Here is a 13990-nt window from a genome sequence, read left to right as displayed (position 1 = left end):
GCCCTGTCCCGCGGCGGGCCGGCTCAGGCCAGCTCGTCGAAGCACTCGGCGAGGATCGCCAGGCCGCGCTCGAGCAGCTCGTCCGGCACGGTCAAGGGCATCAGAAAGCGCAGCACGTTGCCGTAGGTGCCGCAGGACAGCAGGATCAGCCCCTTGTCCCGCGCCCGGGCGACGATCTGCCCGGTCAGCACGGTGGCCGGCCTCAGGACGTCGCCGCCCTCGCACAGCTCCATGGCAACCATGGCGCCCAGGCCGCGCACCTCGGCGACCGACGCATGGCGCGCCTGGATCGCCCGGAGCCCTTCGGTCAGCCGCGCGCCGATGCTCCGGGCGCGCTCGAGCAGGCGCTCCTCCTCGAACACCTCCAGCACCGCCAGGGCCGCGGCACAGGAGAGCGGGTTGCCGGCGTAGGTGCCGCCGAGCCCGCCGGGGGCGATGGCGTCCATGTACTCGGCCTTGCCGCACACCCCGGCCAGCGGGAAGCCGCCGGCGATGGACTTGGCGAAGGCGGTGAGGTCGGCGGCCACGCCCATCTGCTCCATGGCGAAGAAGGTGCCGGTACGCCCGGCACCGGTCTGCACCTCGTCGGCGATCAAGAGAATACCGTGCTGGTCGCAGATCGCCCGCAGGCCGCGCATGAACTCCGGCGGGGCGACGTTGAAGCCGCCCTCGCCCTGCACCGGCTCGACCAGGATCGCGGCGATGTCGCGCGGCTCGGCGTCGTTCTTGAACACCCGCTCGACGCTGGCCAGCGCCTCGGCCACGTCGACGCCGCACAGCGCGCTCGGGTAGCGGGCACGGAACACGCCGCCCGGCAAGAGCCCCATGCCGGCGGCGTAGGGCACCTTCTTGCCGGTCAGCGCCAGGGTCATCAGGGTGCGTCCGTGGTAGGCGCTGGTGAAGGCGATCACCCCGGTCCGCCCGGTGGCCGCGCGGGCGATCTTCACGGCGTTCTCCACCGCCTCCGAGCCGGTGCTGACCAGCAGGGTCTTCTTGGCGAAGTCGCCCGGCACGCGCGCGTTGAGCTTTTCGCAGAGCTCGACGTAGGGCTCGTAGGCCAGCACCTGGAAGCAGGTGTGCGACAGCTTGTGCAGCTGCCGCTCCACCGCCTCGACGATCTTCGGGTGCAGGTGACCGGTGTTGAGCACGGCGATACCGCCGGCGAAGTCGATGTACTCGCGCCCTTCCACGTCGACCACGCTGCAGTTGCGCGCATGCTCGGCGAAGATCGGGTGGATCTGCCCGACGCCGCGCGGCACCGCGGCGATCCGGCGTTGCATCAGGGATTCGTTGGTCCTGCTCATGGAGTCCTCTCTGGCCGCGCGGCGGCGCTTCGCTCAAGGGGAATCGGGCGCCGGCGGCAGGCGCGGGCGCCCGGTCGGCCTTCCTTTTGCCACTCTAGCGCAGGGGCTGGCCGGGAGCGATCAGCGCAGAGGCGTCAGCGAAAGCCGTGGTGGTCGCGGACCAGCCGGTAGGCCTCGTGCAGCTCGCAGGTCCGCGCCGTGGCCGCGTACAGCCGTGCCGGGCTTGCCCCGGCGCGGCCCAGCTTGTCCGGATGGTGCCGGTTGAGCAGCCGGCGATAGGCGTGCTTGATGGTCGCCGGGTCGCTGTCGGCGTGGATGCCGAGCAGGCGCAGGGCCCGCAGGTAGCCGACGGCCTTGGACGGCGCCGGCGGCGCCGCGCAGCCGCGGCCCAGCGCCTCGACCTGGGCGCTGCTGCAGCCCAGCCAGCGCCCCCAGAGCAGCACCAGCTCGCGCTCGGCCGGGCTCACCCGGCCGTCGGCCCAGGCCATCCGCCAGCAGGCGCGCAGCAGGTGCTCGACCCGCTCGGCCCGGCCGCTCAGGCGTTGCAGCGAACGGCGCAGTCCGTCGACCCCGAGCATGCCGTGGGCGAAGATCCGGCTGGCGGCCTGCCGGGCCCGCGCATCCAGGCCGAGCTCGCCCATCTCGCGGCAGGCCTGGCGCAGATGGGCCTCCTGCACGGGGCCCTCGCGCCGCGCCAGGCGGCCGAGCAGATGGAACAGCAGCTCGTGGTCGTCCTCCGCCGGACGCAGGCCCAGACGCTCGGCCAGCTGCCACCAGGAACGCAGCCTCAGGCGGCGGTCGAGCAGCAGGCCGAGCAGGCCGCCGACCGCCGCCCCGGGCAGCCCGGCCACCAGCAGGCCGGCCAGGGCGCCGAGCAGGGCGAACGGCCAGACCACCTCAGCAGGGCTCCGCCAGCAGCCGCTCGACCTCGGCAAGGCGTTCGTGGGTGCCGACGTCCACCCAGCGCCCGCGGAAGTGCTCGCCGCCGACCCGGCCCTCGGCCATGGCGGCGAGCAGCAGCGGCGCCAGCTTGAAGGCCCCCGGCCGGCAACCGGCAAACAGCGCCGGGTCGAGCACGGCGATGCCGCTGTAGGTCAGGCCGGGCTGCTCGCCGCGCGCGCCGACCCGGCCGCCCTCGAGGCGGAAGTCGCCCTCGGGGTGGTGCGCCGGGTTGTCCACCAGCACCAGGTGGGCGAGGCCCGCAAGCGGCCGGCGCAGGCCGGCGAAGGCGTAGTCGGTCCAGATGTCGCCGTTGACCAGCAGGAAGGGCGCCTCGCCGAGCAGCGGCAGGGCGCGGTGGATGCCGCCGCCGGTCTCCAACGGCTCGCCCTCGGCCGAGTAGGCGATGCTCACGCCGAAGCGCGCACCATCGCCCAGGTAGGCCTCGATCTGCACGCCGAGCCAGGCATGGTTGATCACCAGCTCGCGAAAGCCCGCGGCGGCCAGGGCGCGCACGTGGTACTCGATCAGCGGCACGCCGCCGGCGCGCACCAGCGGCTTGGGAGTGTGCAGGGTCAGGGGACGCAGGCGCTCGCCCTTGCCGGCGGCCAGGATCATCGCCTTCATGCCGATTGCTCCGTCGCTTGCGGCAGGCCGGCGAGCAGCGTGCCGAGTTCGGCCAGCTCCGGCCGCCGCGCCACCACCGCCTCGATGTAGCGGAAGAAGCGCGGCACGTCGGTGAGGTACTTGGGTTTGCCGTCGCGGTGACAGATGCGCGCGAAGATGCCGATCACCTTGAGGTGGCGCTGCACGCCCATCAGGTCGCTGGCGCGCAGGAAGTCCTCGAGCTGCGCCTGGACCGGAATGCCGGCCTCGCGGGCCAGACTCCAGTAGCGCTCCAGCCAGGCGTCGACACGCTCCTGCGGCCAGCTGAGGAAGGCGTCCTTGAACAGGCAGGTGACGTCGTAGGTGACCGGGCCGTAGACCGCGTCCTGGAAATCCAGCACGCCGGGGTTGGGCTCGCTCTGCATCAGGTTGCGCGGCATGTAGTCGCGGTGCACCAGCACCTTCGGCTGGGCCAGAGCGCTGTCCACCAGCAGGTCGCAGATGCATTGCCAGGTGGCCAGTTGCTCGCCCTCCAGGGTGAGGCCGAGATGGCGCTGCAGGTACCAGTCGGGGAACAGCTGCAGCTCGCGACGCAGCAGGGCATCGTCGTAGCTCGGCAGGCCGGCGTCCAGCGGCAGACCCTGGAAGGCCAGCAGGGCCTGGAGGGCGTCCTCGAACAGCGCATCGGCATTGCGCTCGTCGATGACCTCCAGATAGGTCTGCCGGCCGAGATCGGTCAGCAGCAGGAAGCCCTGCTCGAGATCGGCGGCGAGCACCTCCGGCACGTGCACGCCGGCCGCGGCGAGCAGCCCGGCGACCTTGACGAACGGCCGGCAATCCTCCTGGGGCGGCGGTGCATCCATGACGATCAGGCTGCGTTCGCCGTCCTCCCAGCGGAAATAGCGGCGAAAGCTGGCATCGCTGCTCGCCGGAGTCAGGCTCGCCGGCCCGGGCGTCCCCCAGCCGTACTCGGCGAACAGCGCCGGCAGACAGCGCTCCAGCCAGCGCTCGAGGTTTTCCAATCGACCATCCACAGACATCTATTACCCCCTACTCCCACGGACCTAGCCGTTGCCAGACGCATTGATTTATTATGGCCGATCTTACTCCAGCCTATCGCAGGCTGTGCCGCACCGGCTGTTGGCGCACAGGAAGCCCGGACATAAACTCAGATGGCCCTCACTCCTCCCCGCTCGTTGTTCCGCAGAAAGTTTCCTCTTCTGGTCACCGGTAGCCTGTTGGTTCTGGGCTCGGCCCGCCTGCTGGCAGCCGAGCAGTTCGATTGCCAGGCCTCCGCCACGGGCGGCTGGGACTGCGCGCCCAAGGCCAGTGCCAGACCTCTGCCACCGCGCCCGCACGAAGCCGCCACCGCCGGAGCCGCTCCCGGCGCACAGCCCGCTCCCGGCAAGGAGGCGGCTCCGGCGACCCTGGTCACCGAGACCGAGGGCTACGCCCTGGCCTCGCGCAGCGCCGATTACAGCCACCTGGACTGGGTGCCACGCGAGAAGCTGACCCCGGCGCAACTGGCCGAAACCGGCCCCTACTGCGCCGGCGCCTACGTCGAGCCGCCGCGGGTGGGCATGGACGACGACACGCCGATGCGCGACGCGCCGACCTACGTTTCCGCCCGGGCCTCGCGCTACGACCAGGAGAAGCAGGTCGCCTCGATCGCCGGCGACGTGGTCCTGCGTCAGGGCAGCATGCAGGTGGAGGCCGACGAGGCTCGCCTGCACCAGCTGGAGAACCGCGGCGAGGTGCTCGGCAACGTCAAGCTGCGCGACAAGGGCTTCTTGATCGTCGGCGACCGCGCCGAGATCCAGATGGACAACGGCGAGGCGCGGGTGGAGAACGCCGAGTACGTCATCCACCGCGGTCATGTCCGCGGCAGCGCGCTCACCGCCAAGCGCGAGGAAACCGCGATCATCCGCCTCAAGGACGGTACCTACACCACCTGCGAGCCGGGCAGCAACGCCTGGACCCTGATGGGCAAGAACATCAAGCTGAACCCGGCCACCGGCCAGGGTACTGCCACCAACGTGACGCTGCGGGTGAAGGACTTGCCGGTGTTCTACACCCCGTATATCCAGTTCCCGATCGACGACCGCCGCCAGTCCGGCTTCCTGACGCCGAGCTTCGGCAGCTCGGGCGACAGCGGCCTCACCCTGCAGGCGCCCTACTACTTCAACCTGGCGCCGAACTACGACGCCACGCTCTACCCGACCTATATGGCCGACCGCGGCCTGATGCTGGAGGGCGAATTCCGCTACCTGACCAAGAGCAGCGAGGGCCAGGTCGGTGCGGCCTACCTGGATGACGACGAAGACGAGCGCGAACTGCAGTCGGACTACGAGGACCAGCGCTGGATGTACAACTGGCAGCATACCGGCGGGCTGAACTCGCGCCTGCTGGCCGAGGTCGACTTCACCGACATCAGCGACCCCTACTACTTCCAGGACCTGCAGACCGACCTGGGCATCGACCAGCCGGACTTCCTCAACCAGCGCGGCACCCTGACCTGGCGCGGCGACACCTATACCGCGCGCCTCAACGTGCATGCCTTCGAGCGCACCTCGGTCACCGACACCACGCCCTATGACCGCCTGCCGCAGCTCAGCCTCGACGGCTTCCTGCCGTACCAGCCGTACGGCCTGAACTTCACCTACGGCACTGAATATGTGAAGTTCGAGCGCGATCTGCGCAGCGGCTTCTTTATTGACGAGGACGGCAATGCGGACGAGCGCTGGTATGACGAATACATTACGGGCCTAGACCGCGCCGAAGGCGACCGCACCCACCTGGAGCCGGGCGTCAGCCTGCCGCTGGAGTGGACCTGGGGCTACCTCAAGCCCTCGGTCAAGCTCGCCCATACCCGCTACGATCTGGACCTGGATGCCAAGGGCAAGGCCACGCTCGGCGACCAGAGCTTCGACGACAGCCCGGACCGTACCGTGCCGCTCTACAGTCTGGACGGCGGTCTCTACTTCGACCGCAAGGTCAACTGGTTCGGCAAGGGCTTCCGCCAGACCCTGGAGCCGCGGATGTACTACCTCTACGTCCCCTACCGCGACCAGGAGGACATCCCGGTGTTCGACACCGGCGAGCACGTCTTCAGCTACGCCTCGCTGTGGCGCGACAACCGCTTCACCGGCAAGGACCGCATCGGCGACGCCAACCAGCTGTCGCTCGGCGTGACCAGCCGCTGGATCGAGGCCAACGGTTTCGAGCGCCAGCGCATCAGCTTCGGCCAGACCTTCTACTTCAAGGACCGTCGGGTGCAGATGCCGCGCGTGGACTACGAGAAGCGCGACGACTCCGAGTCCAAGGTTTCGCCCTACGCGCTGGAGTACATGTACCGCTTCAACCACGACTGGCGCCTGACCTCCGAGCTCAACTGGGACCCGGACGACCATCACCCCCGCTCCAGCAACGTGATGTTCCACTACCAGCCGGCCGACAACCCGAACAAGATCGTCAACCTGGGCTATCGCTATCGCAACGACGTGATGCGCTACAACCAGTCCAGCGGCACCTGGGACTACAGCACCGACTTCGGCCGGCCGGGCGACAAGAACTATATTGAGGATTACTACAAGATCGACCAGCACGACTTCTCGACGATCTGGCCGCTCGCCCCGCACTGGAGCGCCATCGCCCGCTGGCAGTACGACTACAGCCGCAGCCGCACCCTGGAGGCCTTCGGCGGCTTCGAGTACGACAGTTGCTGCTGGAAGCTGCGGGTGATCAACCGCTACTGGATCGGCTATGACGAGAACGAGCTTAATCCGGATCAGAACGACGAGGCCGACAAGGGCATCTTCCTGCAGGTGGTGTTCAAGGGCCTCGGCGGCGTGATGGGCAACAAGGTGGAGTCGTTCCTCGACCAAGGCATCGAAGGTTACCGTGAACGTGAAGAGCAACAAAAAGCCAACTAAGCGCCTGCGCCCGCTGCTGCTGGCGGCCCTGCTGCTCGGCGCCGCGGTGCAGGCCGAAGTACGCCCGCTGGACCGCATCGCCGCCATCGTCGACAACGACGTGATCATGCAGAGCCAGCTCGACCAGCGCCTGCGCGAGGTCGAGCAGACCATCGCCAAGCGCGGCGCCCAGCTGCCGCCGCGGGACCAGCTCACCGCCCAGGTCCTGGAACGGCTGATTCTGGAGAACATCCAGCTGCAGATGGGCGCGCGCGCCGGCATCCGCATCGGCGACGAGGAGCTCGCCCAGGCGATGGCCACCATCGCCCAGCGCAACGGCCTGACCCTCGAGCAGTTCCAGGCCGCCCTGGCCCGCGACGGCCTGTCCTTCGAGGATGCCCGCGAGCAGGTGCGCCGCGAGATAATCATCAACCGCGTCCGCCAGCGCGTGGTGGCCGACCGCATCCAGGTCAGCGATCACGAGGTGCAGAACTTCCTCGCCTCGGACCTTGGCAAGCTGCAGCTGTCGGAGGAGTTCCGCCTGGCCAACATCACCATTCCGCTGCCCGACGGCGCCTCGCCCGAGAAGATCCAGGCCGCCGAGCAGCAGGTGCTGGACATCTACCGCCAGTTGCGCGCCGGCACCGACTTCGCCCAGCTGGCGATCGCCCGCTCGGCCGGCGAGACCGCCCTGGAGGGCGGCGAGATCGGCTGGCGCAAGGCGGCCCAGCTGCCCCCGCCGTTCGACGGCCTGGTCAGCCAGCTGCCAGTCGGCGGCGTCACCGAGCCGGTACGCACCCCGGGCGGCTACATCATCATCAAGCTGCTGGAAAAGCGCGGCGGCACTGCCCAGGTCCGCGACGAGGTGCACGTTCGCCACATCCTGATCAAGCCGAGCGAAATCCGCAGCGAGGCCGAGGCCAGGCGCCTGGTCGAGCGCATCCACGAGCGCATTCTCGCCGGCGAGGACTTCGCCGAACTGGCGAAGAGCTTCTCGGAAGACCCGGGCTCGGCGCTGAACGGCGGGGACCTCAACTGGATCGACCCGAACATTCTGGTGCCGGAATTCCGCGAGGTGATGGCCGACACCCCCGCCGGTCAACTGTCGCAACCGTTCAAGAGCCCGTTCGGCTGGCACGTGCTGGAAGTGCTCGGCCGTCGCGCCACCGACAGCAGCACCCAGGTCCGCGAGCAGCAGGCAATGAACGTACTGCGCAACCGCAAGTACGACGAGGAGCTGCAGTCCTGGCTGCGCCAGATCCGCGACGAGGCCTACGTGGAAACCAAGCTGTGAGCGTGCGCCGCTTCGCCCTCACTCCCGGCGAGCCGGCCGGCATAGGTCCCGACCTGTGCCTGCTGCTGGCCCGCCAGACCCAGCCCCAGGTGCTGGTCGCCATCGCCAGCCGCACGCTGCTCGCGGAGCGTGCCGCCCTGCTCGGTCTCGACATCGACCTCGTTCCCGTCGCGCCGGGCGCCTGGCCGACCGCACCGGCCACGGCCGGCAGCCTGTATGTCTGGGATACCCCGCTGCGCGCTGCCTTACGGGCCGGCCGCCTCGATCCGGCGAATGCCGCCTATGTCCTGGAGACCCTGAACCGCGCCGGCCAGGGCTGTCTCGCCGGCGACTTCGCCGGCATGATCACCGCACCGGTGCACAAGGGGGTGATCAACGAGGCCGGCATTGCCTTCTCCGGGCATACCGAGTTCCTCGCCGAGCTGACCGGTACCGAACAGGTGGTGATGATGCTCGCCACCGCCGGCCTGCGCGTGGCCCTGGCCACCACCCACCTGCCGCTGCGTGCGGTGGCCGACGCCATCACCGCCGAACGCCTGGAGCGGGTGACGCGCATCCTGCACGCCGATCTGGTCGGCAAGTTCGGTATCGCCCGCCCGCGCATCCTGGTCTGCGGCCTGAATCCGCACGCCGGCGAGGGCGGGCACCTGGGCCGCGAGGAAATCGAGGTGATCGAGCCCACCCTCGAGCGTCTGCGCGGCGAGGGCCTGGATCTGGTCGGCCCGCTGCCGGCCGACACCCTGTTCACTCCCAGGTATCTCGCAGACTGCGACGCGGTGCTGGCGATGTACCACGACCAAGGCCTGCCGGTGCTCAAGTACAAGGGCTTCGGCGCCGCCGTCAACGTCACCCTCGGCCTGCCGATCGTGCGCACCTCGGTCGATCACGGCACCGCGCTGGATCTGGCCGGCAGCGGCCGGGTCGACACCGGCAGCCTGCAGGTGGCGCTGGAAACCGCCTACCAGATGAGCGCCGGCCGGCCGCAGAGCGGCTGAAGCCGGAACCGCCGCACGCCTTCGGCACTCTTTCTGTTTCTGTCGCCTGCGGATTTAGGCTTGCCACCACCTCACTGCTAAACTGCATCTTTTTGCATTCGCTTTGAGCTTGTGGCTTGAAGCTTGGAGCCCGCCCATGTCCGAGCTGTACCAGCACCGCGCGCGCAAGCGCTTCGGCCAGAACTTCCTGCACGATGCCGGCGTCATCCACCGCATCCTGCGCGCCATCCACCCCCGTACCGGCGAGCGTCTGGTCGAGATCGGTCCGGGTCAGGGCGCACTGACCGAGGGATTGCTCGGCAGTGGCGCACAGCTCGACGTCATCGAGCTGGACCTCGACCTGATCCCCCTGCTCAAGCTGAAGTTCGGCCTCGACCCGCACTTCCATCTGCACCAGGGTGATGCGATGAAGTTCGACTTCGCCCAGCTGTGCAGCACGCCGCACAGCCTGCGCATCGTCGGCAACCTCCCCTACAACATCTCCACCCCGCTGATCTTCCACTTGCTGGGGCATGCCGCCCTGATCCGCGACATGCACTTCATGCTGCAGAAGGAAGTGGTCGAGCGCCTGGCCGCCGAGCCGGGCGGCGGCGACTGGGGACGGCTGTCGATCATGGTCCAGTACCACTGCCGGGTGGAGCACCTGTTCAATGTCGGTCCGGGCGCCTTCAACCCGCCGCCGAAGGTCGACTCGGCGATCGTCCGCCTGATTCCCCACGAAACCCTGCCGCACCCGGCGCAGGATCCCGCCCTGCTCGAGCGCATCGTCCGCGAAGCCTTCAACCAGCGGCGCAAGACCCTGCGCAATACTCTGAAGGGCCTGCTCGATGCCGCGGACATCGAGGCGGCCGGCGTCGACGGCAGCCTGCGCCCGGAGCAACTGGACCTGGCCGCCTTCGTCCGCCTGGCCGACCGCCTGCATGCACGGGCCAAGGAACATACCCCCCTCCCCTGAGCTCAAATCCCATCCAGCTATCCGCCAACAGAGTCAACGCATGTCAGATCCCCGTTATCAGATCGACGTCAGCGTCGAAACCCGTTACCTGCCGGAGCAGTCGCAGCCGGAGCAGAACCGCTATGCCTTCGCCTACAGCGTGACCATCCGCAACAACGGCCTGCTGCCAGCCCAGCTGCTGTCGCGCCACTGGCTGATCACCGATGGCGACGGCCACGTCCAGGAGGTTCGCGGCCCCGGCGTGGTCGGCATGCAGCCGCTGCTCGGCCCGGGCCAGAGCCACAACTACGACAGCAGCACGCTGCTCGCCACCCAGGTCGGCACCATGCAGGGCAGCTACCAGATGGTCGCCGAGGACGGGCACGCCTTCGACGCGCCGATCCCGCCGTTCCGCCTGGCCGTGCCCGGAGCCCTGCACTGATATGGCCGTGTATGCGATCGGCGATCTGCAGGGCTGCCTGGAGCCCCTCAAATGCCTGCTGGACAGGGTTGCCTTCGAGCCGGGCCGGGATCGTCTGTGGCTGACCGGCGACCTGGTCAACCGTGGCCCCCACTCGCTGGAAACCCTGCGCTTTCTGCATGGCATGCGCGACTCGGTGACCACGGTGCTGGGCAACCACGACCTGCACCTGCTGGCCGTGGCGCACAACGTCGAGCGTCTGAAGAAGAGCGACACGCTGCGGGAAATCCTCGAGGCGCCCGACCGCGACCTGCTGCTCGACTGGCTGCGCTGGCAGAAACTGCTGCACCACGATGGCGAACGGGGCATCGTCCTGGTGCATGCCGGCATTCCGCCGCAATGGTCGCTGAAGAAGGCGTTGCGCCTGGCTGCCGAGGTCGAGGAAGTCCTTCGCGACGACAGCCGCCTGCCGCAGTTTCTCGACGGCATGTACGGCAACGAGCCGCTGCGCTGGAACGGCCGCCTGCGCGGCACGGCGCGCCTGCGGGTGATCACCAACTACTTCACGCGGATGCGCTTCTGCAGCCCGGACGGCACCCTCGACCTGAAGAGCAAGGAGGGGCTGGGCAGCGCGCCGAACGGCTTCGCCCCCTGGTTCAGCCATCCCCGGCGCAAGACCCGTGAACAGAAGATCCTCTTCGGCCACTGGGCCGCGCTGGAGGGCCGCTGCGACGAGCCCGGGGTGATCGCCCTGGACACCGGCTGTGTCTGGGGCGGCACCCTGACCCTCTTCAACGTGGACACCGGCGAGTATCACCGCTGTGCCTGCAACGGCGCCAAGGGCAATGCCGGCTAGTGGGGTGGCTCCGGATCGGTTAGTTTCTCTCCATTGACGAGCGATCAGCTTCAGCCATCGAGGTGCAACCATGAGCGAATTCCGTCGTATCCCGCCCCAGCAGGCCCAGGCCCTGCGCAGCCAGGGCGCCGTGGTGGTGGATATCCGCGACCCGCAGAGCTACGCCCAGAGCCACATTGCCGGCGCACGCCATCTGGACAACCAGTCCCTCGCCGACTTCATGGCTCAGGCGGATTTCGAGCAGCCGTTGATCGTCGCCTGCTATCACGGCAATTCCAGCCAGGGTGCCGCCGCCTACCTGGCCCAGCAGGGCTTCGCCGAGGTCTATAGTCTGGATGGCGGCTTCGAGCTGTGGCGCACCACCTTCCCCGACGAGGTCGCGCAAGGCGCAGCAGACCAGCCAGCCTGACCCCCGCCTGAGCCAGTCCTGGCCAGGCTTTCCCCAGCCCGCCAAGCGGGCCGGGCACTTCCCTGCATGCTGAAAAATCCCTCTCTTTCCCGCGTCGTCGGACCATCGTCCAAGGCCCTCGGGCAATCGCGCCCCCCCTTGCCATTTGCTCGCGCAACCGTGCTACTGTCGATACCGAACTATTCTTGTTCCTAAGCCATCCACATCAGGGCAAAGCCGGCACACGGCTTGCTACTACACTTCCAGGCAATGACCTTCGGGCATGGGGGATTTCATCGGCTGGCCTGCGCCAGCGAACCGCCAACACCCAAAAGCTTCAAACCAAAGCCGGCTCCGGGCATCGAACGAGGTGACGACATGAGTATCTTCAGCCACTTTCAACAACGCTATGAAACGACGCGTCAGGAAGAGTACTCCCTCCAGGAGTACCTCGAACTGTGCAAGCAGGACCGCAGCGCCTATGCCACCGCAGCCGAACGGATGCTGATGGCGATCGGCGAACCGGAACTGGTGGACACCTCCACCGACTCCCGGCTGTCGCGGATCTTCTCCAACAAGGTCATCCGCCGTTATCCGGCCTTTGCCGACTTCCACGGCATGGAAGACAGCATCGAGCAGATCGTCTCCTACTTCCGCCATGCGGCACAGGGCCTGGAAGAGAAGAAGCAGATCCTCTACCTCCTGGGCCCGGTGGGCGGCGGCAAGTCCTCCCTGGCCGAGAAGCTCAAGCAGCTGATCGAGAAGGTGCCCTTCTACGCGATCAAGGGCTCGCCGGTGTTCGAATCGCCCCTGGGGCTGTTCAACGCCGCCGAGGACGGCGAGATTCTCGAAGAGGATTTCGGCATTCCGCGCCGCTACCTCTCCACCATCATGTCGCCCTGGGCGACCAAGCGGCTCAACGAGTTCGGCGGCGACATCAGCCAGTTCCGCGTGGTCAAGCTGTATCCCTCGATCCTCAACCAGATCGCGGTGGCCAAGACCGAGCCGGGTGACGAGAACAACCAGGACATCTCTGCCCTGGTCGGCAAGGTCGATATCCGCAAACTGGAAGAATTCCCGCAGAACGACGCCGACGCCTACAGCTACTCCGGCGCGCTGTGCCGCGCCAACCAGGGCCTGATGGAATTCGTCGAGATGTTCAAGGCGCCGATCAAGGTGCTCCACCCGCTGCTGACCGCTACCCAGGAAGGCAACTACAACAGCACCGAGGGCCTCGGCGCGATCCCCTACAGCGGCATCATCCTTGCCCACTCCAACGAATCCGAGTGGCACAGCTTCCGCAACAACAAGAACAACGAGGCGTTCATCGACCGCATCTACATCGTCAAGGTGCCGTACTGCCTGCGCGTCTCCGACGAGATCAGGATCTACGACAAGCTGCTGACCCACAGCTCGCTGGCCAAGGCCCACTGCGCACCAGACACCCTGAAGATGCTGGCCCAGTTCTCCGTGCTTTCGCGGCTGAAAGAACCGGAAAACTCCAATATCTACTCGAAAATGCGCGTCTATGACGGCGAAAATCTGAAGGACACCGACCCCAAGGCCAAGTCGATCCAGGAGTACCGCGACAACGCCGGGGTGGACGAGGGCATGAACGGCCTGTCGACCCGCTTTGCCTTCAAGATCCTCTCCAAGGTGTTCAACTTCGACCCGCACGAGGTCGCCGCCAACCCGGTGCACCTGCTTTACGTGCTGGAGCAGCAGATCGAGCAGGAACAGTTCCCGCCGGAGGTGCGCGAGCGCTACCTGCGCTACCTCAAGGAATACCTGGCGCCGCGCTACATCGACTTCATCGGCAAGGAGATCCAGACCGCCTACCTCGAGTCCTACAGCGAGTACGGGCAGAACATCTTCGACCGCTACGTGCTGTACGCCGACTTCTGGATCCAGGACCAGGAATACCGCGACCCGGAAACCGGCGAGATCCTCAACCGCGTGGCCCTCAACGAGGAGCTGGAGAAGATCGAGAAGCCGGCCGGCATCAGCAACCCGAAGGACTTCCGCAACGAGATCGTCAACTTCGTGCTGCGCACCCGCGCCAACAACAACGGCAAGAACCCCAGCTGGCTCAGCTACGAGAAGCTGCGCGTGGTGATCGAGAAGAAGATGTTCTCCAACACCGAGGACCTGCTGCCGGTCATCAGCTTCAACGCCAAGGCAAGCAAGGAAGATCAGCAGAAGCACAACGACTTCGTCAAGCGCATGGTCGAACGTGGCTACACCGAGAAGCAGGTCCGGCTGCTCTCCGAGTGGTACCTGCGGGTCCGGAAGTCGCAGTAATCCAGCCGCAAACCCCATGCTTCAAGCTGCAGGCGGAAGCA

The 13990-nt window shown here is 67.5% G+C and carries 12 protein-coding genes; 8 read left to right on the top strand and 4 right to left on the bottom strand.

Annotation, left to right across the window (positions count from 1 at the left end; translation table 11 throughout):
* Positions 1–23 precede the first annotated feature (23 nt).
* The 4 genes from gabT to GCU53_RS15385 all read right to left on the bottom strand — a co-directional run bounded on the left by gabT (position 24) and on the right by GCU53_RS15385 (position 3889).
* Positions 24–1304 (bottom strand): 4-aminobutyrate--2-oxoglutarate transaminase, encoded by a 1281-nt coding sequence (gabT, locus tag GCU53_RS15400; RefSeq protein ID WP_152388393.1) that lies wholly within the window; start codon positions 1302–1304, stop codon positions 24–26.
* A 134-nt stretch (positions 1305–1438) separates the two neighbouring features.
* Positions 1439–2200 carry a molecular chaperone DjiA gene (locus GCU53_RS15395; RefSeq protein WP_152388392.1) on the bottom strand — a complete coding sequence of 254 codons (762 nt, stop codon included), beginning with the start codon at positions 2198–2200 and terminating at the stop codon, positions 1439–1441.
* Position 2201: 1 nt separating this feature from the next.
* Entirely contained in the window at positions 2202–2870 is a 669-nt protein-coding gene (gene murU, locus GCU53_RS15390) for an N-acetylmuramate alpha-1-phosphate uridylyltransferase MurU (protein ID WP_152388391.1), read from the bottom strand.
* On the bottom strand, positions 2867–3889 hold the full coding sequence (locus GCU53_RS15385; protein ID WP_152388390.1) for an aminoglycoside phosphotransferase family protein: 1023 nt from the start codon (positions 3887–3889) through the stop codon (positions 2867–2869). Before GCU53_RS15385 ends, murU begins: the two co-directional genes overlap by 4 nt.
* A gap of 132 nt (positions 3890–4021) precedes the next feature.
* Here GCU53_RS15385 and GCU53_RS15380 point away from each other — a divergent pair, with 132 nt between their 5' ends.
* The 8 genes from GCU53_RS15380 to GCU53_RS15345 all read left to right on the top strand — a co-directional run bounded on the left by GCU53_RS15380 (position 4022) and on the right by GCU53_RS15345 (position 13949).
* Entirely contained in the window at positions 4022–6781 is a 2760-nt protein-coding gene (locus GCU53_RS15380; protein WP_152388389.1) for an LPS-assembly protein LptD, read from the top strand.
* Entirely contained in the window at positions 6756–8054 is a 1299-nt protein-coding gene (locus tag GCU53_RS15375; RefSeq protein ID WP_152388388.1) for a peptidylprolyl isomerase, read from the top strand. The genes GCU53_RS15380 and GCU53_RS15375 overlap by 26 nt, the downstream gene beginning before the upstream one ends.
* 2 nt (positions 8055–8056) lie before the next feature.
* Entirely contained in the window at positions 8057–9049 is a 993-nt protein-coding gene (pdxA, locus tag GCU53_RS15370) for a 4-hydroxythreonine-4-phosphate dehydrogenase PdxA (protein ID WP_208845519.1), read from the top strand.
* A 136-nt stretch (positions 9050–9185) separates the two neighbouring features.
* Positions 9186–10004 (top strand): 16S rRNA (adenine(1518)-N(6)/adenine(1519)-N(6))-dimethyltransferase RsmA, encoded by an 819-nt coding sequence (gene rsmA, locus GCU53_RS15365; RefSeq protein WP_152388386.1) that lies wholly within the window; start codon positions 9186–9188, stop codon positions 10002–10004.
* A gap of 40 nt (positions 10005–10044) precedes the next feature.
* Positions 10045–10425 (top strand): Co2+/Mg2+ efflux protein ApaG, encoded by a 381-nt coding sequence (gene apaG / locus GCU53_RS15360; RefSeq protein ID WP_152388385.1) that lies wholly within the window; start codon positions 10045–10047, stop codon positions 10423–10425.
* A 1-nt stretch (position 10426) separates the two neighbouring features.
* Positions 10427–11260 carry a symmetrical bis(5'-nucleosyl)-tetraphosphatase gene (locus GCU53_RS15355; RefSeq protein WP_152388384.1) on the top strand — a complete coding sequence of 278 codons (834 nt, stop codon included), beginning with the start codon at positions 10427–10429 and terminating at the stop codon, positions 11258–11260.
* A 70-nt stretch (positions 11261–11330) separates the two neighbouring features.
* Entirely contained in the window at positions 11331–11669 is a 339-nt protein-coding gene (gene glpE / locus GCU53_RS15350; RefSeq protein WP_152388383.1) for a thiosulfate sulfurtransferase GlpE, read from the top strand.
* Between the two features lie 357 nt (positions 11670–12026).
* A complete protein-coding gene (locus GCU53_RS15345; protein WP_152388382.1) occupies positions 12027–13949 on the top strand; it encodes a PrkA family serine protein kinase in 1923 nt (640 codons plus the stop codon).
* The last annotated feature ends 41 nt before the right edge of the window (positions 13950–13990 follow it).

The sequence above is a fragment of the Azotobacter salinestris genome (assembly GCF_009363155.1).
Taxonomy (GTDB): Bacteria; Pseudomonadota; Gammaproteobacteria; order Pseudomonadales; family Pseudomonadaceae; genus Azotobacter; species Azotobacter salinestris.
The sequence above is the reverse complement of the archived record's forward strand: the minus strand, read 5'-3'. Positions and strand labels throughout refer to the sequence as shown.